Origin of the sequence: Desulfocurvus vexinensis DSM 17965, assembly GCF_000519125.1 — a bacterium.
Classification (GTDB): Bacteria; Desulfobacterota; Desulfovibrionia; order Desulfovibrionales; family Desulfovibrionaceae; genus Desulfocurvus; species Desulfocurvus vexinensis.
Genome location: NZ_JAEX01000002.1, coordinates 154,262 through 179,640 on the forward strand (window position 1 = coordinate 154,262; position 25,379 = coordinate 179,640).

The window sequence follows — 25,379 nt, forward strand, 5'->3', positions numbered from 1 at the left end:
CGATTGTGTAGGAAATCGGTTTTTCTTTTTGACGCGCCTCCGCCAGAAGGCTTGCCCAGCCTTGCCTGTGCGCCAGGGTGCAGCCGCCTTGCGCGACGAGGCGCATCGCGCAAGGCGAAGCTGGCACGCCCCTTGCCTTCGACCTCCATGACCCGCGAGCCGCACCGGGAGTGGCACGCGCGGGAAAGGACGGTGCCCATCGTGATTCCGTACCGCAGGGTTTTTCGCCACCTGCCGCAGCCAGCCCTGGTGCTGACTCCGGGCGACAGGCTGGCCGATGCCAACGATGCGGCCCTGACGCTGTTCGGCGGGCGCAGCCCTTCGCGCCGCGAGCGCCTGGACCAGGTGAGCGCTGCCCTGGGGCCCTGGCTGTGCGCCGATGTGGACGCCTTCTGCCGCTCCTGCGACGAGGCCAGGACCTACGAGAAAGAGCACCAGGGCTTCGGCCAGAGCCCGCGCTACTACCGCGTGCGCCTGGCGCGGCTGGAAAGCTCCGACGCGCGCCTGGGCGTCATCGTCATCCTCACCGACATCACCGAGCGCCGCCGGACCCTGGAAGAGATCGCCCGCCTGGCGGTCATCGTCGACTCCTCCGACGACGCCATCGTCAGCATCGCCCTGGACGGGCGCATTCTCTCGGCCAACCGCGCCGCCGGGCGCAACTACGGCTACGATCCCGAGGCTCTGCGCGGCATGTCCATTTTCGCCCTGGTGCCCGACGGGCTCGAAGGCGAAATGCACTTCATCTTCGATGAGATCGCCGCCGGGCGCCCGGTGTCGCGCTACGAGACCCTGCGCCGCCACAGCTCGGGAACGGTGTTTCCCGTTTCGGTGACCTATTCGCCCATCTTCCGCGACGGCAGGGTCCGGGCCATCTCGGCCATCTCGCGCGACATCACTTCGCGCAAGCGGGTCGAGGGCGAGCTGCAACGCACCAACGAGAACCTGAACCAGCTCATCGAGGAGACGGTCAAGGCCCTGTCGGCCACGCTGGAAAAGCGCGACCTGTACACCTCGGGCCACCAGCAGATGGTCTCGCGGCTGTCCTGCCTGCTGGCCGGGCGCATGGGCATGAACGCGGCCCAGGTGGAGACGGTGCGCATCGCCGGGCTCTTGCACGACATGGGCAAGGTCTGCGTGCCCATGGCCATCCTCTCCAAGCCCGCGCGCCTGTCGCCCGGCGAGCTGGCCCTCATGCGCCAGCATCCCGAGACGGGCTTCGAGATCCTGCGCAACATTCCCTTTCCCTGGCCCGTGGGCCTGGCCGTGCTGGAGCACCACGAGCGCATGGACGGCACCGGCTACCCCCGGGGCCTGTCGGGGGAGGACATCCTGCCCGAGGCGCAGGTGCTGGCCGTGGCCGATGTGCTCGAAGCCATGTCGTCGCACCGGCCCTACAGGCCCGCCCTGGGGCTGGCCTGCGCCATGGAGGAGATCGGCCACCAGGCCGGCGCGACCCTGGACCGCGAGGTCTGCCGCGCGGCCCGGGCGCTTGTGGATGAACACCGTGTTTCTGAAATCCGAGGGGAGTTGACGCTATGTCCGTGAAGGCAAGACTGATCCTGGTGCTTGTCGTGTCGCTGGTGGGGCTGGCCGTGGTTTTTGGCGTGAACAAGGCGGGCGACGTGCTGGTGGCCCGCAGCTTCGCCCTGCGCGACCTGGCCGAAGGCGCCTTCGTGGATGTGCTCCAGGCCCGGCGCCACGAGAAGAACTTCCTGATCCGCAGTGACGAGACCTACGCCGCCAAAGTGGGCGAGCACACCGCCCTGGTTCACGCCGCCCTGGAGCGCATCGGGGCGCTGGACGCGGACAAGGCCGCGGATTGCGCCGCCGCGCGCCGCCTGGTGGACGCCTTCGCGGGCACCTTCGCCCGCGCGGTGGACACGGCGCGGGCCATCGGCCTGAACGAGGAGCTCGGCGTACGCCGCGAGTTCATCGCCGCCGGGCGCGCCCTGGAGGCGGGCATCGACGAGGTGGGCGACCGCGAGGCCCTGGTGGCCCTGCTGCAACTGCGCCGCCAGGAGAAGAACTTCCAGCTGCGCGGCGACGACAAGTACCTGGAGCGCGCGGCTACGGCCCGCAAGGGGCTGGAGGCCCGGCTGGACGGCCTGGGCCTGGAGGCCGGGGCGCACGCGCGGCTCATGGGCGTTTTGCACGGCTACGACAGGGCCTTCGCCGACTACGTGCGCCTGTACCGCCAGATGGGCACCATGGACCAGGCCCTGGCCACCGACGGGCGGGCCCTGGAGCCGGCCATCACCAGCCTGCGCGACCACTACGCCGCCGGGGCGCTGCGCGTCTCCGGGCTGGTGGAGCACGCCATCCTGGGAGTCGAAGTGTTCCTGGTGCTGCTGCTCGGGCTGTTCCTCTACCGCACGGCCAGGGGCATCAACGGGCCCCTGGCGGAGCTGACGGCCTACTCGCGGGCCGTGGCCTCGGGCGACCTGGAGGCCCGGCCCGGCACGGGCATGCCCCCCGAATTCGCCGTCCTGTCGGCGGACATCACCTCCATGGTCGCCGAGCTGCGTACGCGCCTGGAGGAGGTCCGCCGCAGGCAGGACGAGGCTGCTGCCCAGGCCGAGGCCGCCCGCGAGGCCATGCGCGAGGCCCAGCGCCAGGAGGAGCGGGCCAAGGGCCTGTGGGAGCGCATGCGCGAGTCGGCCCGCAGCGTGGACGAGTTCTCCGGGCGGGTGGGCGACGCCGTGGCCGAGCTGTCGGCCATGATCGCCCAGGTGCGGCGCGGCGCCGAGACCCAGAGCACGCGCATGTCCGAAACGGCCACGGCCATGGACCAGATGAACCTGGCGGTGGTGGAGGTGGCGCAGAGCGCGGGCGCGGCCTCGCAGAACGCCCGCGACGCCAAGGACAAGGCCACCGCCGGGGCGGCCATGGTGGACCGGGCCGTGGCGGCCATCACCGAGGTGGACGGCCACGCCACGGGCATGCGCGAAGGCATGCAGGCCCTGGGGCGGCAGGTGGAAGACATCGGCCGGATCATGGACGTGATCAGCGAGATCGCCGACCAGACGAACCTGCTCGCGCTCAACGCGGCCATCGAGGCGGCGCGCGCGGGCGACGCCGGGCGCGGGTTCGCCGTTGTGGCCGACGAGGTGCGCAAGCTGGCCGAGAAGACCATGGCCGCCACCCAGGAGGTGGACCGCAGCGTGCTGTCCATCCGCGAGGCCACGGAGCGCAACATCGAGACCATGCACGCCGCCCTGCGCGCCGTGGAGCAGAGCGCGCGGCTGGCCACGGAGTCGGGCCGCGCCCAGGAGGAGATCGTGCGCCTGGTGGAGCTGAACACCGTGCAGGCCGAGGGCATCGCCTCGGCCAGCGAGCAGCAGTCGGCCTCATCGGAGCAGATCAACCGCGCTGTGGACGAGGTCAACCGCATCGCCGGGGAGTCCATGGAGGGCATGAACCGCTCCTACGAGGCCGTGGCCGCTCTGCACGAGCTGGCCGGGGATCTGAAGCGCATGGTCGGCGCCATGCTGGAAACCGGCGGCGCGCCCGACCCGGCCTGAGCCGCCCCCGCCCGGCCACGCAAAGGCGCCGCCGTCCCTGCTGGGGGCGGCGGCGCCGTCGTTTCGCGCCCGGGCGCGGTCAGTTGCCCTGGGCCTGCTGGTCCTCGAACATGGCCCGCAGCCGGAGCTGGATGCGCACGATGCGCCGCAGCATCTCGCTCATGCCGAACAGGGTCACGGAGATGAACACGCTGGCCACCAGCACGCCGAAGCCCGCCACCAGCAGCAGCATGTTGTGGTCCACGTCGGGCGAGTCGGTCTGCCACAAAAGGGCCAGGCAGCCCGCCGTGCCCAGCATCCACGTCAGGTGGGCCATGACCCGCAGGATGGACTCGACGGGCAGCCGGGCCACGGGGTTGACCACGGTGTAGCCCGAGAACCGCGTGCCCTTGCACTTGGGGCAGCGCTCGAACTCGTTGGGGAAGACCTCGCCGCACTTCTCGCAGTGCAGCATCTTGCGGATGATCACGTCGCCTTGCACCTTCATGACTTGTTCTCCCCGGCCAGCGGGTTGATGGTCGCGAGTCTGGTGCCGATGCGGGCCTCGTCCGCCGCCTGCCTGGGCTTTTGCAGCAGCCACAGGCCGCCCAGCAGGGCCGTGCCCAGCAGGTAGAACCAGTAGGGGTGGAAGGGGCTGGTCCAGTCGTAGTCCACCGCCGTGGCGCTGAACAGGCTCACCACGTGTCCGGCGATGTTGCCCAGGGCGGGCAGCACGTTCATGGGCTGCATGAGGATGAAGGTTACGGCCAGCAGCATGGGGATTTCCCAGGCCTTGTTGCGGGCGATGAACCAGCCCTGGGTGGCCGAGGCGAAGGCGAAGTTGCCCAGGCAGGCCATGGCGAAGATGAGCAGTCCCTGCGGCCAGCTGTATATCTCGTGCAGGATCAACTCGGTGTTGAAGATGAACATGAACGGCAGGATGGCCGTGCGGATGTCGTACATGAAGGCTTGCAGCCCCGTGGGGATGGGCGGGCCCTCGGCGATGGCCGCCGCCGCGTAGGCCGCCAGGCCCACAGGCGGGGTGTCGTCGGCCAGGATGCCGAAGTAGAAGCAGAACAGGTGTGCGGCCATGAGCGGCACGAAGAAGTCCTGCAGGCTGGCCACGGCCACGATGGCCGGGGCCGTCAGGGAGGCCATGACGATATAGGTCGCCGTGGTGGGCAGCCCCATGCCGATGAGCAGGCTGGCCATGGCCGTGATGGTCAAAAGCAGGAAGACGCTGTCGCCAGCGAGCACGGCGATGACCTCGGTGATCAGCCCGCCCAGGCCCATGGCCACGATGCCGACGATGATGCCCGCCGAGGCGGTGGCCATGGCCACGCCGGCCATGTTGCGCGCGCCGTCGGCCAGGCCCCGGAAGATTTCGCGCACCCCGAGCATGAAGGCCGGGCGCAGGGGCTGGCCCGCGCGCCAGGCGCGGATGGGGTGCTGCGCGAGCATGATGACCGCCAGCACGCAGATGGCGCGGAAGGCCGCCAGCTCCGGGCTGTGGCGGACCACGATCAGCTCGTAGAGCAGCATGGCCAGGGGCAGGATGTAGTGCAGCCCCGAGAGCAGGGTGGCGAAGAACGGCGGCAGCTCGCGGCGTGGGATGCCCTGGAGCCCGAGCTTGCAGGCCTCGACGTGCGAGATCCACAGGAGCGCCGCGTAGGACGCAAAGGCCGGGATGGCGGCGGCCTTGACCACCTCAATGTAGGATACGCTCAAGTATTCGGCGATGATGAACGCTGCGGCGCCCATGATGGGCGGGGCAATCTGGCCGTCGGTGGAGGCGGCGACCTCGATGGCCGCGGCCTTGGTGGGCGGGTAGCCGACTTTTTTCATCAGCGGGATGGTGAAGGTGCCGGTGGTGACCACGTTGGCGATGGACGAGCCGGAGACCATGCCCGTCAGCCCCGAGCCGAGGATGGCGGCCTTGGCCGGGCCGCCCTTGAAGCTGCCCAAGAGGCACAGGGCCACGCGGATGAAGAACTGCCCGGCCCCGGCTTTTTCCAGCATGGTGCCGAAGAGCACGAACAGGAAGACGATGGTCGCCGACACGTCCAGGGGGATGCCGTAGATGCCTTCGGTGTCCATGGAAATCTGGCCGATGAAGCGGTTCAGCGACACGGCCTTTTGCAGCATCACGTCGGGGATGAAGGACATCTGCGAGCAGAAGGAATAGACGATGAAGGCCATGGCGATGACCGGCAGGGCCGGGCCGATGACCCGCCGCGTGGCTTCCAGCAGCAGCACCACGAGCATGACACCGAAGATGATGTCGCGCGTGGTGGGGTTGCCGATGCGCGTGGTGATGCCCTCGTAGTCGAGGATGATGTACAGCGACGCGGCCACGGCCAGAAAGGCCAGGATGTAGTCCAGGATGGTCACGCGGTGCATGGCCAGGAAGAAGCGCAGGTCCGGCCTCCAGTTGTGGGAGAACTTGAAGGTCGGGATGTTGGTATAGATGAGGAAAATGGCGAAGGCCAGGTGCGCCGCGCGGATGAAGACCGTGTCCACGATGAGCCAGCTGGCCACGGAGAGCTGGAACAGCGACCAGCTGATGGCCACGATCATGGTCAGGTTCCTGGTCACCCCCGCGAAGTCGCCCTGCAGGCCGTGTTCGGCCTCGGCCAGCTTCTGCGCGTATTCCACGCCCTTGACGTTGTTCTCTTCGTCCCTGGTTCTGTCTGGTGCCATCTGCGAAGTCCCGGATAAGGCTGAAATTCATGGCGCCCCGGAGGGGGCATCGTGGACGGTTCCCGCCGCCAGCGGCGCGGGGCCTGTGGGGCCGGAGGGCAGAACGTGGCCGGACGCCGCTGGGCGCCCGGCCACGGGATGGGCTACTTCAGCAGCCCGGCTTCCTTGAAGTACTTCTCGGCGCCCGGATGCAGGGGGGCGGTGAGGCCTTGGAGCATGCCTTCCTTGGTCAGGGAGGCGAAGGCGGGGTGCAGGGCCTTGAACTCCTCGAGGTTCTCGAAGACTTCCTTGGTCACCGCGTAGACCACGTCGTCGGGCACGTCGGCGCTGGTCACGAAGGTCGCCAGCACGCCGAAGGTGGGCACGTCCTCGGTGTTCACCGCGGACTCGTAGTTGCTCATGGGCACGAAGGCCTTGGCGTAGTAGGGCTTTTCCTTGATGAGCGCGTCCACGCCCGGGCCGGTGATGGACACAAAGCGCACCTTGCGGGTACCGGCGGTGGCTTCCTTCATGGCGCCGTTGGGGTGGCCGACGGTGTAGAAGAAGGCGTCGATGCGGCCATCCTGGAGCAGGCCCGGGGCCTCGGCGGCCTTGACCTGCTCGGCCTTGATGTCGGAGTCGTGCTTCAGGCCGGCGGCGGTGAGCGCGTCGATGGAGTTCTGGAGCTGGCCGGAGCCGGGGTTGCCGATGTTGACGGTCTTGCCCTTGAGGTCGGTGATGTCCTTGACGCCGGAATCCTCGGCGGCGAGCAGGGTCACGGTCTCGGGGTGCAGGGAGAACACGGAGCGCAGCTTGTCCTGCGGCTTGCCTTCCCACTCGGCCAAGCCGTGGATGGCCTGGTACTGCCGGTCGGACTGGACCACGCCGAACTCCAGGTCGCCAGCCATGACGGCGTTGACGTTGAACACGGAGCCGCCGGTGGCCTCGACGGTGGCGCGGATGCCGTAGACGTCGCGTTTTTCGTTGACCATGCGGGCGATGGCGCCGCCGGTGGGGTAGTACACGCCGGTGATGCCGCCGGTGCCGATGGTTGCGAAGACGTTCTTGGCCTGGGCCGGGGCGCTGGCGAGGCCGCCGAGCAGCACGCCAAGGCACAGGGCCGCGATGAGGTAGGTGACTTTCCGCATTCTTGCCTCCTGTCCGGAAAATGGTTGGCACATGGCCCGGGCATGGGCCCGGGGCCGCTCCTCTCCTCCTCCTGCCGCCCGGTGATGACGGGCGGTGTCCGCCCAAGGTGTGGCCGGTTTGCCCGGCGTGACCAAAGGAAAACGAACCGATTTGAAAGGAAAGGGGTAGCAAAATCGAAAATAAATTGCAATCCTTCGGTTCCGGAAGGGCGGTCCCCCGCCCGGCAGGCAGGCCACGCGCAACTCCCCCAGGGCGGGGTTGCGGCCCGGGCGGGGCCGGACTATACAACCCCGACAGACCCGAGGGGAGGGCCATGGACGACGTAGTATTTGAAAGCATCCGGCTGGAGCCGGGTTTCGAGTATTTTCTCTATGTGGGCGAGATCAAGGCCCACGGCCTGAACGACTTCGTGCGCCGGGGCCTGGAGCGGCGCTTCGACCGCCCCTTCCGGGCCATCACCGTGTGCCCCGACGTGCTGCAGACCTACCCATCCGGCAACGTGCTGGCCGTGAACCCCTGGCTGGCCCGGGGCGGGGGGCACGTGGCCGAGCGCAGGCCCATGGACGCCTTCGCCCACTACCTGTCGTGCGACCGCTACTTCCGCGCCCTGGCCGAGCGCCTGCTCGCGGCCCAGGGCCGGCTGTTCGTGTGGATGTTCGAGCCCAAGCGCGAGTTCCTGCTGCGCGACGTGCGCGGGCTGACGCTGCTGGGGCCCGACCCGGCGGTGGTCCACGCCGTGAACGACAAGACCTGGCAGTACCGCACCCTTTCGGCGGTGGTGCCCATGGCGGACTTCGAGATATGCACCGGGCGCGACCCCATGCTTGCCGCCTGTGTGCGCCTGGGTGGAGCCGGGGGCCAGGGGGCGTTCGTGTCCTGCCCGTACAGCGCGGGGGGCGTGTCGAGCATGGTGGTGCTCGACCCGGCCCAGGCCGCTGCGCGTTTCGCGCAGGACGGCTGCTTCCTCGTCAGCCGCTATGTGCCCCATGTCTGGGACCCCACGGTGCTCGCCGTGGTGGGCAACGAGCGCGAGGTCTTCGTGGCCGGGGTGGCCGACATGACCATCGAGGACGGCAACAAGTTCCGGGGCTCGACCTTCCCCTCGCAGCTGCCGCCGGACGTGCAGCGCACCCTGCGCGAGCAGACCGCCGCCGTGGGCCGGGTGCTGGGGCGCATGGGCTTCCGGGGCATCTTCGGCTGCGACTTCATCGTCACGCCCGATGGACGGGTCTATTTCATCGAGGTCAACCCCCGCAAGCAGGGCACGACCATGGAGTTCTGCTGCACCCTGGAGCACCTGTTGCCCGACGGCGCGCCCAACCTGCCGGAGCTGGAGATCTGCGCCGTGCTCGACGGGCGCTTCCCCGAGGGGACGCCCGAAGGGCCGGACCATGAGCTGGCCGCGCATCTGGGCATCCACTGGGGCACCTACAACCACAAGGTGGAGACACCCGGCGTGCGCACCGCGCGCGCCGTGTTGCAGGACATGCCCGAACGCGACCTGTTCCGCCGTGTGGCGGCGGACGGGCCGGGCGGGGCGGTGGTGCTGGAGCACGTCGGCGGCCAGGTGGCCGTCATGCCCGGCACCTTCCTGGGCCGGGTGGCCGCCGTGGCCCCCACCCGGGAGCAGATGCTCGCCGCACTGGCCGGGGGGCGCAACCAGCTTGCGGCGTCCATCATGGGCGCCTGAACGCGAGGAGGCAGCACATCGTGTCACAGACCAGCCAGGCCGCACTGGACAAATTCACCACGGACCTGTTGGACCACCTGGCCGGAGGCGGCGACGCCCCGGCGGACCTGCGGGCGCAGATTGCCGCCCTGCGCGAGGGGGCCGAGGCCGCCCAGGGCACGGCGCCCATCGTGGCCCTGTTCGCCGCCCTGCGCCGGGCCAAGGCCGAGGCAGGCCTGGGCCACGAGGCCTTCGGCCTGGGCCGGGCGGACCTGGAGGCCCTGGCCCTGCGCCATGCGGCCATGGACGAGCACGGCGTCACCGTGGGCGGGCGCGTGGGCCGCGCCCTGGACATCATCGCCCAGGCCAACCCGCGCGTGGCCGACTATCTGGCCCGCAAGGGCGAGGAGGCCCCCAGCGGCATCGAGCTGTGGGACGAGATCCTGGAGAACCAGGCGCGCATCAGGAAGGCCCTGGGCCTGGACGAGGCCACCTGGAATTCCTTCGGCGGCCAGCTGGCCAACGCCATCAACGACGTGGACACCCTGGCCCGCTGCATCGACCTGCCCGCCGACACCATCCGCGACGTGACCCGCGTGACGCGCAAATACCGCATGCGCCTGACGCCGTACTACGCGAGCCTGATCCGCCCCGGGGTGGCCAACGACCCGGTGCTTTTGCAAAGCGTGCCCACGGGCGAGATGGTGGACAACGTGGGCCTGGAGCTGCCGCCCGTGGCCAGCGACCACTCCCCGGCCCGGCTCATCGACCAGTTCTACCCGCGCGTGGTGGCCGTGAAGGTCACCAACATCTGCGCCATGTACTGCACGCACTGCCTGCGCATCGCGCATATCGGCTCCGCCGACCGCACCTTCTCCAAGGCCGCCTACCAGGAGGCCCTGGACTACATCGCGGCCAACCCGGCCATCCGCGACGTGCTCATCACCGGCGGCGACGCCTTCATGCTGCCCAACGCGACCCTCAAATGGCTGCTGGACCAGCTCGACGCCATCGACCACGTGCGCGTGAAGCGCCTGGGCACCCGCGTGCCCGTGACCACGCCCCAGCGCGTGGACAGCGAGCTTCTGGACATCCTGGAGGCTTCCAACGAGCGCGGGCCCGTGCGCGTGGTCACGCAGATCAACACCGCCCAGGAGATCACCCCCGTGTCCAAGGACGCCTTCCGGCGCATTTCGCGGCGGGTCATGGCCGTGCTGAACCAGGCGGTGCTCATGCGCGGCATCAACGACTCCAAGGTCAAGATGTGGAAGCTGTGCGAGACGATCCAGGAAGCCTACGTCCGCCCGTACTACGTCTTCAACTGCTCGTACCGCAATCCGCAGTACACGCACATGCGCGTGCCCATCGAAAAGGGCCGTGACATCGTCGAGGGCATGTACGGCAACATCTCCGGCGACGCCGTGCCGCGCTACATCGCCGCCGCCGGGGGCAAGGTGCCCCTGCACCGCGACAACGTGGTGCGCCGCGAGGGCGGGGCCGTGGTGCTGCGCAAGCCCTGGAGCGGCGAAGAGACGGCCTACCCCGACGCCCTGCCCGAGCTCTACGCCGACGATACGGACTTCGCCTTCAACAAGTACGGCAAGGAGTAGGGCATGAGTCGCAGCACGGCGGGCGTCACGTCGCGGACCGCACAATCCATCCTGCGCTGGACCAGGGAGCGCGAGCCCGAGATGCTCGCGCTGCTGGAGCGCCTGGTGCGCATCAACTCGCACACCGCCAACAAGGCTGGCACCGACGCCGTGGGCGCGGTGCTGCGCGAGGTGATGACCGGGTTGGGCTTCGTGGTGCAGGCCGTGCCCCAGGCCGAGGTGGGCGACCACCTGGTGGCCCGCTGCCCCGGCGCGCGCAAGCTGCCCCCCGGCCAGCGCCAGGTGCTCTTCTGCGGACACATGGACACCGTGTTCCCGCCCGGTGGCGGCTTCGAGGCATTCGTCAACGAGGGCGACCGCGTCACCGGGCCCGGGGTTATCGACATGAAGGGCGGGCTGGTGGCGGGCATCTACGCCCTGGCGGCCCTGGACGCCCACGGCCTGCTGGACGGCATGCCCGTGGCCTTCGTCTTCAACTCCGACGAGGAGACCGGCTCCTACCACTCCCGGGACTTGATCATGGCCGAGGCCGCGCGCAGCGCCTTCGCCTTTGTCTTCGAGTGCTCGGGCCCGGGCGGGGAGACCACCACCGGGCGCAAGGGCAAGACCACCCTGCACGTGCGCGCCACGGGCCGCGCCGGGCACGCGGGCAACCTGGGCCAGGCCAAGCCCAGCGCCGTGCTGGAACTGGCCCACAAGACCATTGCCCTGGAGGCGCTCAACGACGCCGCCCGGGGGGTGTCGGTCAACGTGGGGCTGGTTGCCGGGGGCGTGGGGCCCAACACCGTGGCGCCCCACGCCGAGGCCACCGTGGAGTGCCGCTACCGCACCGAGGCCGACGGCCAGGCCCTGGTGCGCGCGGCCCTGGACATCGCCGCGCGGCCCTGCGTGCCGGGCACCGGGGTGCAGGTGGAGGTCGTGCCCGGGCGCCCGCCCATGGAGCCCGGCCCGGGCAACCGCAGGCTGCTCGAGCACGTCATGTCCGCCGGGCGCGAGCTGGACGTGCCCGTGGCCGAGGACTACCGGGGCGGCGTGTCCGACGCCAACTACATCGCCCACGTGGGCACCCCGGTGCTCGACGGCCTGGGGCCCGGCGGGGAGCGCGACCATTCGCCCGAGGAGTACATGATCACCGGTACCCTGGCCAGCCGCGCGGCCCTGGCCGCCGTGGCCGCCCGGCGCATCTGGGACGCCATGGCCCGCGAAGGCCGTGTTTGCGGGGCGGAACAGGCTTGACGGTGCATAGAAAAGCGGATACGCACAAGACACAATTTACTCCCCGTCGGACCAGCCGCGAGGCCTCCGGCGGGGTTTTGTCTCCCAAGGGGAACGCATGCCCATTGAACCGGCCCTGAAGCGGGCCCATGTCTTCGTGGACGGGCAGAACCTGTTCCACGCCGTGAAAAGCGCCTTCGGCTACACCTACCCCAACTACGACGTGGCCCGGCTGGCCGCCGCCGTCTGCCAGCGCATGGACTGGCAGCTGGCAGGCATCACCTTCTACACCGGGGTGCCCTCGGAGGCCGACAACGCCTTCTGGCACGCCTTCTGGACCGCCAAGCTCGCGGCCCTGGGCTCGCGCGGCATCCGCACGGAAACCCGCGAACTGCGCTACCAGAACCGCGTCATCCGCATGGCCGACGGCGGCGAGGTGACCCTGCAGATGGGTCTGGAGAAGGGCATCGACGTGAAGATGGCCCTGGACGTGGTGCGCATGGCCCGCGAGGGCACCTGCGACGTGGCCCTGCTCTTTTCCCAGGACCAGGACCTGGCCGAGGCCGCCGCCGAGGTGCGGCGCATCTCCGTGGAGCGCGACCGCTGGATCAAGGTCGCCTCGGCCTACCCCGCCGGGCCGGACTATCCCAACCGCCGCGGCGTGAACAGCACGGACTGGATCCAGATCGACCGCAAGACCTACGACACCTGCATCGACCCCGCCAACTACAGCCCGCCGCAGGCCCGCTCCTCCCCGGCCCCGGCCCCGGCCCCGCCCGGGGACTACGCCGTGCGCCGCGTCGCAGCGCGGGACGTGGCCGGGCTGCTGCGCCTGCGCCGGGCCATGTTCGCCGAGCTGTGGACCGGCAGCTTCGACCCCGAGACCCTGGCCGCCCACGACGGCGCGTTTTTCCTGCCGCGCATGGAGCGCGGCGAGGCCGCGGCCTGGCTGGCCCTGGACGGCGCCGGCGAGGCCGTGGCCTGCGTGGCGGTGAGCCTGCTGGCCGGGCCGCCCAAGCCCTGGGCCCTGGACGGGCGCGTGCTCTACGTGAGCAGCATGTACACCGTCCCGGGCCACCGCCGCCGGGGGCTGGCCCGCCAGCTGTTCGGGGAGTGCATGGCCTTCGCCCGGACCCTGGGTGTGCCCTGCGCCAGCCTGCACGCCTCGCCCGCCGGGCGTCCGCTCTACGAGTCCTTCGGATTCGCCGCCACCAACGAAATGCGCCTGCTGCTGGCCCGCGAGGGCGGCTGAGGCCCCGACCCGGGGCCGGGGCGCGAGGTCGCCCGCCCCGGTGCGCCTGCGCCTGCCCCGGCGTCCGCGCCCCGGCGGCTCCGGCCTCCCGGTTGCGCCGCGCACGCCGCCCCGGCGCCTTGAGCCGGGCGGCCCGCCCCGCAGGTGCGCCGTCCGGCGGGCCGCGCCCGTCCGCCCCGGCCCCGCCCGATTTCCGCCGGGCTTGCTTCCGGCGCGCGATGCGGTATAGGGTCCGAAAAACTCCTTTCGGGTGCCCATGAACGAGCCGCTGCAGATCCTCCTCGCCCTTTCCCGCGCCCGGTGGGCCGACATGATCGGCCCGGTCCTCCATGAAGCCGGGCTGCGCGCGGAGTTCGCCAGCGTGGGCGCGGGCGGGGATGTGGATTCCCTGCTGGGCTGGCCGTGGGACGCGGTGCTGGCCGACATGCAGGCCCCGCCCCTGGGCCTGGAGGCGCTGCTGGGGCGCGCGGCCCTGCACAGCGCCGCCCCTCCGGTGCTCGTGCTGGCCGAGGGCTGCGGCCTGGACGACGCCGTGCGCGCCATGCGCCAGGGCGCGGCGGACGTGGTGCGCCTGGACGATCTGGCCCGGCTGCCCCGGGCCCTGGCCCGCGCCCTTTCCCGCGCCCGGGCCGCGCGCCTGGGCCGCGACGAGGCGCGGTTGCGCCAGTTCTCGCGTTTTTCCATCGAGAAGGCCGTGGAGGCCGTGTTCTGGCTCGACTCCCTGGGCCGCTTCTTCTACGCCAACGAGGCCGCCGGGGCCATGCTCGGCTATGCCCGGACCGACCTGGGGGCCATGACCGTCTTCGACGTGTGCCCGGCCATGCCGCGCGCCCGCTGGCCCCTGCTGTGGGCCGAGCTGTGCGCCACGGGCAGCGCCGTGCTCGAAACCCCGGTGCTGGCGCGCGGCGGCGGGCTCATTCCCGTGGAGATGACCCTGAACCACCTGGAGCTGGAAGGCCGCGAGTACATCTCGGCCTTCGCCCGGGACATGACCGAGCGCGAGCGGGCCAAGGGCGCCCTGGCCGCCCAGGAGAGCCGCTACCGCTCGCTGTTCGAGGAGTGCCCCCTGTCCCTGTGGGAGGAGGACCTCTCGGCGGTCAAGGGCTTCTTCGACACCCTGCGCGCCCGGGGCGTGCGCGACTTCGGCGCGCACTTCGACGCCCACCCCGACGATCTGCTGCACTGCGTGCGCCTGGTGCGCATCATCGACGTGAACAAGGCCACCGTGGACCTGCTGGAGGCCCGCGACAAGCAGGAGCTCCTGGCCGGGCTGGACCGCGTGTTCACCGAGGACTCGCTGCGCGTGGCCAGGCAGGAGTTCGCCATCCTGGCCCACGGCGGCGACAGCTATTCCGGCGAGCTGGACCACAGGACCATGACCGGCAGGATCATCCGCGTGGCCGTGCATTTCAAGGTCGCCCCGGAATACCGCGAGAACCTGGGCCGGGTGGTGGTTTCGCTGCTGGACATTACCGAGATCCGGCGCATCGGGGCCGAGCTGGAGGAGACCCGCGACGCCCTGGAGCGCCGGGTGCTGGAGCGCACCACGGCCCTGGCCGAGGTCAACGCCCACCTGCGCCGCGAGATCGCCGAACGCCAGGCCGTGGAAAGCCGCCTGCGGCTGAACGAAAGCCGCCTGCGGCTGCTGGTGGACAGCCTGCCCGTGCTGGTCCATGCCCACGACGAGCAGGACAACTACGTGTTCTGGAACCACGAGAGCGAGCGCGTGCTGGGCTACACCGCCCACGAGGTGATGACCGCCCCGGGCATCCGCGCCCGGCTCTACCCCGACCCCGAGCCCATGGCGCGCATCGACCGCGCCCGGCGCGAGGGCGAGGTGCGCGACCACGAGCTGGACACCGTGTCCAGATCCGGGGAGCTGCGCACCATCCGCTGGACGGTCATGTCCGACCGCAGCCCCATCCCGGGCTGGGCCGTCTGGGAGGCGGGCATCGACATCACCGACGTGCGCAAGGCCGAGCGCCGCGTCCACGCCCTGACCCACGAGCTTTTGCGCGCCCAGGAGAACGAGCGCAGGCGCATCGCCCTGGAACTGCACGACAACGTGGCCCAGAACCTGTCCTCGCTCAAGATCGGCTGCGAGACGCTTTTCGACGACGAGGGCGTGGTGTCCATGCGGCTGCACCGGCGCGCGGCGGCCCTGGCGGACACGCTCCAGCAGTGCATCAACTCCGTGCGCGACATGTCCTACGCCCTGTGCCCGCCGGGCCTGGAGCAGCTCGGGCTGGTGCAGGCCCTGGAGCAGTTCTGCCGCGAGGTCGAGCACGATACGGGCACCCCCGTGGAATTGACCGTGGCGGGCATGGAAGGCCTGCGCCTGGGCCGCGACGCCGAGATCAACCTCTACCGCCTGGTGCAGGAGGCCCTGCGCAACGCCGTGCGCCACGCCCGGGCCGGGCGGGTGGCGGTCAAGTTCGTGGCCTCTTCGCCCAACCTCATCCTGCGCGTGGAGGACGATGGCCGGGGCTTCGACGTGAACGCCCGCCGCGCCGAGCTGCACGGCGACCGGCACATGGGCCTGCAAAGCATGGAGGAACGCGCCCGGCTGCTGGGCGGGCTGTTCCAGATCGTCAGCAAGGTGGACAAGGGGACGAGGATTTTCGTACAAATCCCTCTGGGAGAGCACGACCATGCACGATGAGACCATCCGCGTCCTGATCATCGACGACCACCCCATGTTCCGCGAGGGTCTCAAGGCCATCCTCAAGCGCGACCCGCGCTACGAGGTGGTGGCCGAGGCGGGCAACGGGCGCGAGGGCCTGGAGGCCGCCGCCCGCCGTCGCCCCGACATGGCCCTGGTGGACATCTCCCTGCCCGACATCAACGGCATCCGCCTGACCCGCGAGCTCAAGCAGCTTGTGGCCGGGGTGCGCGTGGTCATCGTCAGCATGCACTCCAAGATCGAGCACATCGCCGAGGCCTTCAAGGCCGGAGCCTCGGGCTACCTGGTCAAGGAGTCGGCCTCCGACGGCCTGCTCAAGGGCCTGGAAACCGTGGCCCGGGGCGAATACTTCCTGGACAGCTCGGTGTCGCCCACGGTGGTGGAAAGCCTGATGACCTCGCCGCTGCAAAAGGGCGTCTCGCGCGACGCCGACTACGGCACCCTGACCCCGCGTGAGCAGGAGATCATGCGCTACCTGGCCGAGGGGCTCTCGTCCAAGGAGATCGCCGAGAAGCTCTTCATCAGCCCCAAGACCGCCGAGAACCACCGCGCCAACCTCATGAAGAAGCTCAACCTGCACAGCAACGTCGAGCTGATCCGCTACGCCGCCCGCCTGGGCCTCATCGACCTGGACCTGTGGATCGACTCCGGGGAGCCCGTCTAGCAGGCCACCCCGGGAGGGCAACCCGCCGCCCCGGCCATCGCGCCGTGCCCGCGCCCGCGCCGGAGCCACAGCCGCTGCGCCCGCGCCGCCCTGGCGTGCGGTGGCTCCGCGTGGGGCGGAGTGCCTTTGCTCCGCATTCCGGCTCCCGGGCGGCCTGCCCGGGGCGCCCGCCCTTGCCCGCCAGCGGTGCGGACACCGCGCCGCCGGGATGAGTTTCCTTCTTGCCCGCTGCGCCCCGGGGTTTTTTCCCGAAGCAGGGCCGCGGCCCCAGACGCGGGGTTTCCTTTTTCTCCATCCATTGCAGTCTGTTGCCGCAATTCCCCTGCGGCAGTTAGGGAAATCTCCCGAAGCTCCCCAGGAAATCCCCCCACGCATTTGGTTTTTCCCCCTATGTACAGGGGCGCCCAAAAATCCTTACACCACGGTGGAAAATGGATATTCAACCGTACAGCAAGGAGTTTGGGAGATGACCAAGGCGGTTATGGTGGAACTGATCAAGGACAAGGCCAGCCTGGGCACCAAGGTCCAGGCCGAGAAGGTTTTCGACTGCATCATGGACTGCGCCCGCGAGGCGCTGCTCGGCGGCAATTCGGCCATTCTCACGGGCCTGGGGTCCTTCAAGGTCGTCAGCCGCGCGGCCCGCACCGGGCGCAACCCCGGCACCGGCCAGGCCATCCGCATCCCGGCCTGCAAGGTGGTCAAGTACACCATGGGCAAGCGTATCAAGAAGGCCATCGGCTAGCCGGGACCAGGGGATATGCACCAGGATCGCAGGCGCCAGCCCAGGGTGACGGTCTGTCTTCCGGCGGCGATGTTCGGCGCGCCGGGAAGCCAGGTTTCGGCCACGGTCACGGATCTGTCCACGCTGGGCTGCCGCGTGCATGCGCCATGGCGGGGCGGGCTTCCGCCCGGCGGGTTCACGGGATTCGAGGCGGTGTTCTACGCGCCGGGGGTGCCCTGGCCCATCGTTCTGCCGTGCAGCACGGTCTGGACCGTGGAGCTGGTCGGCGGCGAGGCGGTGGACATCGGCGCCGCCTTCTCCGGCGGCGACCAGGACAGCTACCAGGCCTTGCAACGGTACGTGGCCTCGCGGATCAGGTCCGACCGGGCCCTGCTCTGAGGGGGCGCACGAGGCAGGAAGGCCGCGCACGGGACGCCGTGCGCGGCCTTCGTCGTTTTTCCGGTGCGGCGGCGGGAGCGCGGGGCCGTCAGCCCCCGGCGCGGCCCAGGGCGGCGCGCACGGCGCGGGCCAGGTCCGCCTTCTGCACGGGCTTGTGCAGGGTCACGGCGATGCCCAGCTCGCGGGCGGCCCCGGCGGCGGGCTCGCGGCAGAAGCCGGTGCACAGGATCACGGGCAGCTCCGGGCGCAGGGCGCGCGCCTCGCGCGCCAGCCCGGTGCCCGTCAGCCCGGGCATGGTCTGGTCGGTGACCAGCAGGTCGAAGGCCCCGGGGTCGGCGCGGAGGAGCTCCAGGGCCCGCGCGCTGTCGGTCTCGATGTGCGCGTGCAGCCCCAGGCTGCGCAGCATCTCGCCCAGCACCGCCGCCAGGGGCGCCTCGTCGTCCACCAGCAGGACGCGCCCGCCCCGGGGCGCGACGTGGTCGGGCCCGGCCTCGGCCAGGGCGTCGGGCGCCCCGGGGGCCTCGGGCAGCAGGATTTCGAAGGCCGCGCCCTGGCCCGGGGCGCTGCGCACGGACACGGCCCCGCCGTGCCCGGTGACGATGCCGTGGACCATGGCCAGGCCCATGCCGGTGCCCTCGTCGGGGCCCTTGGTGGTGAAAAAGGGGTCGAAGACCTTGTCGCGGATGGCCTCGGGAATGCCGTGCCCGGTGTCGGCCACGGTCAGGCGTACGTGGGGCCCGGGGGCCAGCGGGGGGTGCTGGGCCGCGCCCAGCGCGTCCAGCTCCACGCGCTCCAGGGCGATGGACAGCCTGCCGCCGCCCTCGCGCATGGCGTGGGCCGCGTTGGTGCACAGGTTCATGAGCACCTGGTGGACCTGGGAGAGGTTGGCGCGCACGGTGCCGGGCCCGGCGAGGTCCAGGGCGATGTCCACGTTGGCCGGGATGGAGGCGCGCAGCAGCTTCACGGCCTCCTTGACCACGCTGTCCAGGGCCAGGGGCCGCAGGTCGGGCTCCTCCTGGCGGCTGAAGGTCAGGATCTGGTGGATCAGGTCGCGCGCGCGGCGCCCGGCGGTGAGCACTTCGGCGAGCCTGCGCCGGGCCGGGGCGGGCAGGTCGGGCTCCTCCAGGCTCATCTCGGTGTAGCCCATGATGACGCCCAGGATGTTGTTGAAATCGTGGGCGATGCCCCCGGCCAGGGTGCCGATGGCTTCCAGCTTCTGCGACTGGCGCAGCCGGGCTTCCAGCTCCTTGCGCCGCGACACGTCGTGGGCCGTGAGTACGAAGCCGCCGCGCGCGCCCTCGCCCAGGTCGAAGGGCGACACCGTGACCAGGAACCAGCCGCCCAGGGCGGGGATGTGCATCTCCTCGGGCTGCCCGGCCTCGCGGACCATGCGCCGGATGCGCGGCCCGGCCAGGGGCGGCCCGTCGCCGGGGTCGAAGACCGCCTCGCAGGGGCGGCCCACCATGTCCTTGGGGTGGGCGCCCAGGCGCGCGGCCAGGGCCATGTTCAGGCGGCGCACCGTCAGGTCCTCGCCCAGGATGGCGATGATGTCGGGCACGCTGTCGAAGGTCTTCTCCCATTCCTGCTTGGCGCGGATGATCATGTCTTCCACGGCCTTGCGCTTGCCGATGTCCTCGATGGTGCCTTCGATGCCCGCCACTTCGCCCGCCTCGCCGCGCATGGCCCGGGCGGTGATGGAGACCCAGGCCAGGGCGCCGTCGCGCCGCAGCACGCGGGTTTCGAAGTCGGAGACGAACTCGCGCTCGCGGACCATGAAGAGCAGGGCCTCCAGGGCGCGCTCGTCGGCCAGGGGCAGCTTGCGGTCGGCCCCGGCCAGGTGGCGGCCCAGGGCCTCGGCCCCGTCGTGGCCCAGGATGCGCGCGAAGGAGGGGTTGAACGTCACCAGCGCGCCCCAGGGCGTGCACTGGAAGATGCCCAGCACCGAGTTCTCGATCATGCCCCGGTAGGTGCCTTCGTCGGCGTGCAGGCGCTCCCACTGCCGGGCCAGCCTGCGGCGGCGCGCGGCGTCGCGCAGCAGGCGGGTGAACACGGCGGGCGCGCGCCAGTCGGCCTCGGCCAGCACGTCGTCGGCGCCCTCGCGCACGGCGGCGCGCGCCGCTGCGGGCTCCAGGCCCGGGGCCATGAGCACGAAGGGCACGTCCTCGCGCGCGGCCCGGGCCAGGGCCATGGTCTCGCGCCAGGGCAGGCCGGGCACGTCCTGGTCCGAGGCCACGGCGTCCCAGGGCTCCTCGGCCAGGGCCATGGAGAGGTCGTGGATGTTGTCCACCACGGTGTAGGCGGGCTCCAGCCCGGCCCTGGCCAGGGTGGCGGCCAGGGCGGCGGCGCGGTCCTCGAAGGCGGTGGCGAAGAGCAGGCTGAAGCGGGTTCCCATGGCGCGGTCCTCAGGGTGCGGGGGCGTGGCGGACCCGATGCTAGCAGAAGGGGCGCCCAAGGTAAAACAATGCGTGGCGCGCCGGGGGTTTCCTTTTTCCGGGAAGGGGGCTAGGGGTGGACGCCGGGCCGCACGGCCCGCCACACCCCCGCAGCAAGGAGCGCCACAGCCATGCAGGCCCCCGAGATCGACCCGCGCGTCGCGGCCCTGGTCCTCGATTCCCAGGCGGCGGACCTGTTCCGCATCGCCAAGGGTTTCCAGCGCCAGGGGCGGCGCAGCGAATTCACGGCCAAGGTCGCCGACGACGAGGCCCTGACCGCCGCCTACCTGTTCCGCCCGCGCGCCCAGGTGCTGGAGCTGGGCGGGCTGCCCGAGGCCTTCCGCGCCCAGGTCAAGCCCTTCAACATCCTGGGCATGATCCGCGACAAGGGCCCGGACGGCGCCGCCCCGGGCCGCGTGGTGCTCGACCTGCTGGCCGGGCTGCCCCGGCCCTTCGCCACCCTGCGCAGCCCCGTGGAGCTGCGCGCCGCGCTGTATCCCGGCTCGGTGCTGACCTTCACCAACCACCTGCTGCGCTGCCGGGGCATGGCCAAGGACCTCTCGGACTTCGGCTACGAGGAGTTCCAGGCGGAGCTGCGGCGCCGGGAGGAGTTCACCCGCGCCCTGCGCGGGCCCGGGGCCCCGGCTGGCCCCGGCTGGCCCCTGGGCTAGCCGCACGGGGTCCAGGGCTCGTTGATCATCCGGCCCTGGCCGCGCAGAGGGATGGAGTCCGGCAGCATGTCGCCCACGATGGGCGTGATGGGCCGGTAGTCGCAGCGCACCTCCACCTCGACCATGGCGCAGGGCCGCCCGGCGTCGTCGGCGCTGGCGGCGGCGGAGGGGTCCGTGCCCGGCCAGGAGCGCACCAGCACGCTCACGGGCATGGCCCCGGCAGCGGGCTCGGCCACGGCGCGCGCGGCCTGCACGATCCTGCCCAGGCGCGAGCCGTCGTCCTCGCCCTGGCCGGTAACGGCGGTGCGCGCGCCGACCTTGGCGGCCTTGTCCATGGCCGCCGACAGGAAGATCATGTTCCCGAATTCCACCAGCCCCAGGACCATGGCCAGCAGCAGGGGCAGCACCAGGGCGAACTCCAGGGCGCTGACGCCCCGGGAGCAGCGCCCCAGCCTGCGGCCCGCGCGGGCGATGCGCGTCGTTGTCCGGTCCATGGTCCGCCTCCTGCCTAGTTCAGCAATCGCCAGCCGAGCTGGCGGCCGATGAGCTTGAACATGCCGCCGATGTCGTAGGACGACGGGGCGTCGAAGTAGTGGTCGTTGGTGCCGGGCCTGCTGGAGGCCACGGCCTTCATCAGCGCCACGTCCGTGGAGTCCGAGACCCCGAAGCGCACGCTGAAGATCTCGATGCCCGCGTCCTTGGCCTTCTGGGCCTCCTGGAGCATGGCGTTGTTGAGCGCCCCGCCGTTCTCGCAGTGCGAGGTCGTGTCCAGCATTCCGTAGTAGGCGTTGGTCCAGTAGTCGTTGGGCGTGTACGACACGGCGTAGCTGCCGCCGCACTTGCCGTCCTCGGTGTCGCCGTCGGTGAGCAGGATGATGATCTTGCGCATGTCGTCGCGGTCGGAGGCCTCGGTGAAGGGCGGCTCGGGGGTCAGCACGTGGCGGGCCCACTTGAGGCCCTCGGAGATGACCGTGCCCGAGGCGGCCCCCAGGGCGTCCTGGGCGCGGATGGCGGCGATGATCACGTCGCGGTCGTCGGTCAGGGCCTGGGTCCGGGGGATGGAGGAGCAGGTGCCGGTGCTCACGCGCAGGGAACTGCCGCTGGGGTAGCGGTACTTGGACTTGGTGTACTCCTCGTGCAGGTCCCAGTTCCAGGTGCCGTCGGCGTTGCGGCAGCCCGCGGGCAGGCCGTCCACGCCGTCCGGGATGTGCACCTTGCCGCGGAAGGGCACCACGGCGGCCTTGACCGTGGCGTGGGCGCCCGGGGGCATCATCAGCTCCACCAGGTCGATGGCCGCCTGGTTGGTCTCGTTGATGGGCGAGCCCTTCATGCTCCCGGAGTTGTCGATGACGAAGACCACCTCCAGGTTGTTGAAGCCCGCCGCCGCCGAGGCCGTGAGGGTCTTGGCCGAGGCGCCGACCACGCCCAGCAGCAGCACGTCCACCTCCACCCGGGCGCTGACGCGCACGCTGCGGATTTCGGTGCCCGGGACCACGCCCACCACCTCGGCCTCGGGCATGTTGCGGCCCAGGTATTCGGCCACGGCGGCGTTGACCAGGCCCTTGGAGAGGTCGGGGTCGAAGGGCAGTTGCAGGCTGCCGGCCAGGGCCGCCGCGTCGGTGGCGGCCTGCAGGCGCGAGTGGGCGTGGTAGAGCCGGGCCGAGTCGATGCCCAGGCCTACCAGGCCGACAATGACGGGCACGGCCACGGCGGCGAACACAGCCGCCGACCCGCGCGAACAAAACGCCAGCGCCCTAGGGAACCGGCATGCTCGTGTGCGCCACCAGCGTAAGCAGCGGCTCATGGCCCAGGCCGGTGGGGTTGTCGCGGAAGAACGACTGGTACGCATAGCTCACCTCGACGGTTACGGTGGAACCGGTGGGATCGGTGGTCACGGTGGTGGTCAGGCCTGCGGAGGCCAGGTCCGGCGCCAGGGAGCGGACCAGGGCGCTGGCCGCCTCGGCGCTGGCGTTGCCCGAGACGATGACCTGGCGCGCGGCGGCGCGGCTGGCCTCGGAAATGGCCGAGTAGGCCCGCAGCACGGCGCCGCCCTCCACCAGCAGGAACAGCAGCCCGGCCAGCACGGGCAGCAGCAGGGCCACCTCCAGGGCGGCCACGCCGCGCCTGCGGGCCGCGCGGGGGCGGGGCCGGGGGGCGGGGGCGGTGTCGGGCATGCGGGCGGTCATGGCGGCTCCTTGCTGCTGCGTTGCGGCTAGAGGTCCGGGGTGGCCTGGGCCGGGGCGGGCCGGGCGGCGCGCACCACGCGCGCCCCCGCGTTGCCGCGCTCGGCGCGCAGGGCGTCCAGGGCCTGGCGGGCCTCGCCCTGGGTGGCGAAGGCGCCCACGGTGACGCGCCACCACTGGCCGGAACCGGCCAGCTCGACGGGCACCACGGCGCTGTCATGCCCGGCCTGGCGCAGGCGCTCGGCCTCGCGCCGGGCGTTGTCCTGCTGGCGCCACGAGCTGCAATGCACGGTGTAGGCGGCCTGCGGGGCGGCCTCGGGCCGGGCGGGGGCCAGGGCGGGCGCCGGGGCCGACGGCGCCTGGGGGGTGAAGGCCACGGGGGTGGCGGCTGCCTGGGCCGGGCCGGAGGGCGCGCTCAGGGCAGGCGCGTCCGGGGCGGGGTCTTCCAGGGCGAAGGTGGGCGCCGGGCCGGGCTCGGGGCCGAGGTCCACGAAGGCGGTCCGGGCCGGGGCGCGGGGCGCGGCGGGCGCGGGCAGGGCCGCAGCGCTGCCCGCCACGGTCAGCGGCCCGCCTGGCACCAGGGCCACCACCGCGCCGTCCAGGGCGGGGATGTCCTGGCGCAGGGCCGCCGGGGCCGGGCCGCCGGGCGTGCCTTCCTCGAAGCGCAGGGCGAGGCGGGCGCGCTTGAGGTTCTCGTGGGCCCGGGCGTAGTAGGTGGGCTCCAGCTCGATGGCGCGCTGGAAGCTGGCCACGGCCTGGGCGTAGCGGCCCTCCATGAAGTAGAAGTAGCCCAGGTTGTTGTAGGCCCCGGCCTCGCCCCCGGCGCAGCGGAAGGCTTCCAGGGCCTCGGCGTCGCGGCCCAGCCGCGCCAGGGCCAGGCCCATGTTGTTGTAGGCCTTGGCCGAGGGCGCGCCCAGGCGCAGGGCGGCGCGGAAGGCGGCCACGGCCTTTTCGTGGTCCCCGGCCAGGGAGTGGGTCAGGCCCAGGTTGTTGTGGACGGTGCCGTCGTGCGGCGCGGCGCGCAGGGCGGCCTCGAAGGCCTTGACGGCCTCGGCGTGGTCGCCGCGGGCGTTGTGCAGGGCCCCGAGGTGGACCAGGGCGCGCACGCGGGTGGGGTCCAGGGCCACGGCCCGGGTCAGGTGCTCCCGGGCCTCGGCGTGCAGCCCGGCGCGGAAGTAGACCATCCCGGCGGCCTCGTGGGCCGGGGCGTAGTCGGGCAGGGCGGCGATGACGTGCTGGAACTCGGCCAGGGCTTCGTCCAGCAGGCCCTTGTCCAGCAGGATGTGCCCGCGCGCCTCGCGGGCCGGGGCCAGCGCGGGGTCGAGCTTCGCGGCGCGCGAGAACTGCTCGAAGGCCAGCTCCTGGCGGCCCTGGGCCAGGTGGGCCTGGCCGCGCGCGTAGTGCTGGCGGGCCTGCTCGGCGGGGCTGCCGGGCGCGGCGGCGTCGGCCATGAGGTCCTGCCCGTTGTGGAAGCGCTCCATGAGCGAGGGCCCGGAGGCGCCGGGGGCGCCCGAGGCGGCGCAGCCCGCCAGGGCCGGGGCCAGGGCCAGGGCGGCCAGGATGAGGATATGGGTCAGTCTGCGGTGCATGGCGTCCTCCGTGGTTATTCCATGCTGGCGAAGGTGTGCATCAGCCGGATGCCCGCCGGGCCGAGAATGGCCACCAGCAGCGCGGGCAGGATGCAGAACACCAGGGGGAAAAGCAGTTTTACCGGCATCTTGGCGGCCACTTCCTCGGCGCGCTGGTAGCGCGTGGTGCGCAGGGCGTCGGAGTAGACGCGCAGGGTGCGCGCGATGCTCGTGCCGAAGGCGTCGGCCTGGACGATGAGCGTCACCAGGCTGGTCACGTCCTCCAGGTCGGCGCGCCGGGCCAGGTTGCGCAGGGCGTCGGCCCGCGGCTTGCCCGCGCGCAGTTCCAGGATCACGGTGTGCAGCTCCTGGCCCAGGGCCGGGCTGGTCAGGGTGATCTCGCGTGCCACGCGGGCCAGGGCCTGGTCCAGGCCCATGCCCGCCTCGACGCAGACCACCAGAAGGTCCAGGGCGTCGGGCATGGCGTTGAGCAGCTCGCGCCTGCGGCGGTTGATGCGCGTGCGCAGCCAGACGTTGGGCAGGTACATGCCCAGGGCGGCGGGGGTCAGCAGGGCCAGGGCCAGCAGCCCCGGGGGCACCTGGATGTCCGCCAGCACCTTGACCGCGCCCACGGCCAGCATCCCGCCCACGGCCAGGGCCGCCTTGGCGCCGAAAAACGCCAGGGGCGCCCCCGGGCCGCGCAGCCCGGCGCGCACCAGGGCCAGGGCGGTGTCCTGGAGCTGGTCCTCGTCCTTGGGGCCCAGGGTGCGGCCCAGGCGGGCGGCCCCGGCGGCCAGGGCGGCGGGCAGGCTGCGGCCCTGTTCGGGCCCGTCGCCCAGCAGGCGGCTGCGCACGCGCTCGGAGCGGCTCTTGGCCGCGAACATGCCGCCCACGGCCAGCACGGCCAGCAGCACCGCCGTGAAGCCCAGGGCCGCAGCCGCGAGGGGCAGGAGCATGTCGTGTCGCAACAGGTCCATGGCG

The 25,379-nt window shown here is 71.5% G+C and carries 20 protein-coding genes; 11 read left to right on the forward strand and 9 right to left on the reverse strand.

Going from position 1 to position 25,379, the window contains the following annotated elements; translation table 11 throughout:
- The first annotated feature begins 192 nt into the window (after positions 1-192).
- On the forward strand, positions 193-1,548 hold the full coding sequence (locus tag G495_RS17445) for an HD domain-containing phosphohydrolase (protein WP_169734348.1): 1,356 nt from the start codon (positions 193-195) through the stop codon (positions 1,546-1,548).
- On the forward strand, positions 1,545-3,524 hold the full coding sequence (locus G495_RS17450; RefSeq protein WP_156939566.1) for a methyl-accepting chemotaxis protein: 1,980 nt from the start codon (positions 1,545-1,547) through the stop codon (positions 3,522-3,524). The genes G495_RS17445 and G495_RS17450 overlap by 4 nt, the downstream gene beginning before the upstream one ends.
- A 79-nt stretch (positions 3,525-3,603) precedes the next feature.
- On the opposite strand, the gene G495_RS17455 is transcribed toward G495_RS17450, so the two are convergent.
- The 3 genes from G495_RS17455 to G495_RS0103725 form a co-directional block, all read right to left on the reverse strand.
- Positions 3,604-4,011, reverse strand: a complete 408-nt coding sequence (locus G495_RS17455) for a zinc ribbon-containing protein (protein WP_051445032.1) — start codon at positions 4,009-4,011, stop codon at positions 3,604-3,606.
- Entirely contained in the window at positions 4,008-6,203 is a 2,196-nt protein-coding gene (locus tag G495_RS17460; protein WP_051445033.1) for a TRAP transporter permease, read from the reverse strand. Before G495_RS17460 ends, G495_RS17455 begins: the two co-directional genes overlap by 4 nt.
- Before the next feature lie 143 nt (positions 6,204-6,346).
- On the reverse strand, positions 6,347-7,330 hold the full coding sequence (locus G495_RS0103725; RefSeq protein ID WP_028586699.1) for a TAXI family TRAP transporter solute-binding subunit: 984 nt from the start codon (positions 7,328-7,330) through the stop codon (positions 6,347-6,349).
- A gap of 314 nt (positions 7,331-7,644) precedes the next feature.
- Between G495_RS0103725 and G495_RS17465 the strand changes: the two genes are divergently transcribed.
- From G495_RS17465 to G495_RS0103770, 8 genes are all read left to right on the forward strand, one after another.
- A complete protein-coding gene (locus G495_RS17465) occupies positions 7,645-9,021 on the forward strand; it encodes an ATP-grasp domain-containing protein (protein ID WP_035250880.1) in 1,377 nt (458 codons plus the stop codon).
- Between the two features lie 20 nt (positions 9,022-9,041).
- Positions 9,042-10,610 carry a KamA family radical SAM protein gene (locus G495_RS0103735; RefSeq protein WP_035250881.1) on the forward strand — a complete coding sequence of 523 codons (1,569 nt, stop codon included), beginning with the start codon at positions 9,042-9,044 and terminating at the stop codon, positions 10,608-10,610.
- Positions 10,611-10,613: 3 nt separating this feature from the next.
- Positions 10,614-11,846, forward strand: coding sequence for a M20 family metallopeptidase (locus tag G495_RS17470; RefSeq protein WP_051445034.1), 1,233 nt, complete (start codon positions 10,614-10,616; stop codon positions 11,844-11,846).
- 97 nt (positions 11,847-11,943) lie between these two features.
- Complete coding sequence (locus G495_RS20885; RefSeq protein WP_084457826.1) at positions 11,944-13,077, forward strand: GNAT family N-acetyltransferase; 1,134 nt, start codon at positions 11,944-11,946, stop codon at positions 13,075-13,077.
- A gap of 256 nt (positions 13,078-13,333) precedes the next feature.
- Positions 13,334-15,739 carry a PAS domain-containing sensor histidine kinase gene (locus G495_RS20150; RefSeq protein WP_051445035.1) on the forward strand — a complete coding sequence of 802 codons (2,406 nt, stop codon included), beginning with the start codon at positions 13,334-13,336 and terminating at the stop codon, positions 15,737-15,739.
- On the forward strand, positions 15,729-16,424 hold the full coding sequence (locus G495_RS0103760) for a response regulator (RefSeq protein ID WP_028586701.1): 696 nt from the start codon (positions 15,729-15,731) through the stop codon (positions 16,422-16,424). Before G495_RS20150 ends, G495_RS0103760 begins: the two co-directional genes overlap by 11 nt.
- 466 nt (positions 16,425-16,890) lie before the next feature.
- Positions 16,891-17,166, forward strand: coding sequence for an HU family DNA-binding protein (locus G495_RS0103765; protein WP_028586702.1), 276 nt, complete (start codon positions 16,891-16,893; stop codon positions 17,164-17,166).
- Positions 17,167-17,181: 15 nt separating this feature from the next.
- A complete protein-coding gene (locus tag G495_RS0103770; protein ID WP_028586703.1) occupies positions 17,182-17,544 on the forward strand; it encodes a PilZ domain-containing protein in 363 nt (120 codons plus the stop codon).
- 88 nt (positions 17,545-17,632) lie between these two features.
- On the opposite strand, the gene G495_RS17490 is transcribed toward G495_RS0103770, so the two are convergent.
- On the reverse strand, positions 17,633-19,936 hold the full coding sequence (locus G495_RS17490; protein WP_035250883.1) for a PAS domain-containing hybrid sensor histidine kinase/response regulator: 2,304 nt from the start codon (positions 19,934-19,936) through the stop codon (positions 17,633-17,635).
- A gap of 171 nt (positions 19,937-20,107) precedes the next feature.
- Here G495_RS17490 and G495_RS0103780 point away from each other — a divergent pair, with 171 nt between their 5' ends.
- The gene (locus G495_RS0103780) at positions 20,108-20,647 is read left to right on the forward strand and encodes a hypothetical protein (protein WP_028586704.1); all 540 of its coding nucleotides are present in this window, start codon (positions 20,108-20,110) and stop codon (positions 20,645-20,647) included.
- Here the strand turns inward: G495_RS0103780 and G495_RS0103785 are convergent.
- The 5 genes from G495_RS0103785 to G495_RS0103805 are packed head-to-tail and all read right to left on the reverse strand — an operon-like array spanning position 20,644 to position 25,375.
- Positions 20,644-21,141, reverse strand: a complete 498-nt coding sequence (locus G495_RS0103785) for a TadE/TadG family type IV pilus assembly protein (protein ID WP_051445036.1) — start codon at positions 21,139-21,141, stop codon at positions 20,644-20,646. The two genes, G495_RS0103780 and G495_RS0103785, sit on opposite strands and share 4 nt — an antisense overlap.
- Positions 21,142-21,155: 14 nt before the next feature.
- Positions 21,156-22,355 (reverse strand): vWA domain-containing protein, encoded by a 1,200-nt coding sequence (locus tag G495_RS0103790; protein ID WP_028586706.1) that lies wholly within the window; start codon positions 22,353-22,355, stop codon positions 21,156-21,158.
- A gap of 46 nt (positions 22,356-22,401) precedes the next feature.
- Complete coding sequence (locus G495_RS0103795) at positions 22,402-22,833, reverse strand: TadE/TadG family type IV pilus assembly protein (RefSeq protein ID WP_245588362.1); 432 nt, start codon at positions 22,831-22,833, stop codon at positions 22,402-22,404.
- 26 nt (positions 22,834-22,859) lie between these two features.
- On the reverse strand, positions 22,860-24,419 hold the full coding sequence (locus tag G495_RS20155; protein ID WP_051445037.1) for an SPOR domain-containing protein: 1,560 nt from the start codon (positions 24,417-24,419) through the stop codon (positions 22,860-22,862).
- 14 nt (positions 24,420-24,433) lie between these two features.
- On the reverse strand, positions 24,434-25,375 hold the full coding sequence (locus G495_RS0103805; protein WP_028586708.1) for a type II secretion system F family protein: 942 nt from the start codon (positions 25,373-25,375) through the stop codon (positions 24,434-24,436).
- Positions 25,376-25,379: the final 4 nt, after the last annotated feature.

Bases quoted from the DNA above. Each gene is read 5' to 3' on its own strand.
- G495_RS17455 (WP_051445032.1), bottom strand. From the start codon at position 4,011: ATGAAGGTGCAAGGCGACGTGATCATCCGCAAGATGCTGCACTGCGAG.
- G495_RS17460 (WP_051445033.1), bottom strand. From the start codon at position 6,203: ATGGCACCAGACAGAACCAGGGACGAAGAGAACAACGTCAAGGGCGTG.
- G495_RS0103725 (WP_028586699.1), bottom strand. From the start codon at position 7,330: ATGCGGAAAGTCACCTACCTCATCGCGGCCCTGTGCCTTGGCGTGCTG.
- G495_RS17465 (WP_035250880.1), top strand. From the start codon at position 7,645: ATGGACGACGTAGTATTTGAAAGCATCCGGCTGGAGCCGGGTTTCGAG.
- G495_RS17470 (WP_051445034.1), top strand. From the start codon at position 10,614: ATGAGTCGCAGCACGGCGGGCGTCACGTCGCGGACCGCACAATCCATC.
- G495_RS20885 (WP_084457826.1), top strand. From the start codon at position 11,944: ATGCCCATTGAACCGGCCCTGAAGCGGGCCCATGTCTTCGTGGACGGG.
- G495_RS20150 (WP_051445035.1), top strand. From the start codon at position 13,334: ATGAACGAGCCGCTGCAGATCCTCCTCGCCCTTTCCCGCGCCCGGTGG.
- G495_RS0103760 (WP_028586701.1), top strand. From the start codon at position 15,729: ATGCACGATGAGACCATCCGCGTCCTGATCATCGACGACCACCCCATG.
- G495_RS0103765 (WP_028586702.1), top strand. From the start codon at position 16,891: ATGACCAAGGCGGTTATGGTGGAACTGATCAAGGACAAGGCCAGCCTG.
- G495_RS0103770 (WP_028586703.1), top strand. From the start codon at position 17,182: ATGCACCAGGATCGCAGGCGCCAGCCCAGGGTGACGGTCTGTCTTCCG.
- G495_RS17490 (WP_035250883.1), bottom strand. From the start codon at position 19,936: ATGGGAACCCGCTTCAGCCTGCTCTTCGCCACCGCCTTCGAGGACCGC.
- G495_RS0103780 (WP_028586704.1), top strand. From the start codon at position 20,108: ATGCAGGCCCCCGAGATCGACCCGCGCGTCGCGGCCCTGGTCCTCGAT.
- G495_RS0103785 (WP_051445036.1), bottom strand. From the start codon at position 21,141: ATGGACCGGACAACGACGCGCATCGCCCGCGCGGGCCGCAGGCTGGGG.
- G495_RS0103795 (WP_245588362.1), bottom strand. From the start codon at position 22,833: ATGACCGCCCGCATGCCCGACACCGCCCCCGCCCCCCGGCCCCGCCCC.
- G495_RS20155 (WP_051445037.1), bottom strand. From the start codon at position 24,419: ATGCACCGCAGACTGACCCATATCCTCATCCTGGCCGCCCTGGCCCTG.
- G495_RS0103805 (WP_028586708.1), bottom strand. From the start codon at position 25,375: ATGGACCTGTTGCGACACGACATGCTCCTGCCCCTCGCGGCTGCGGCC.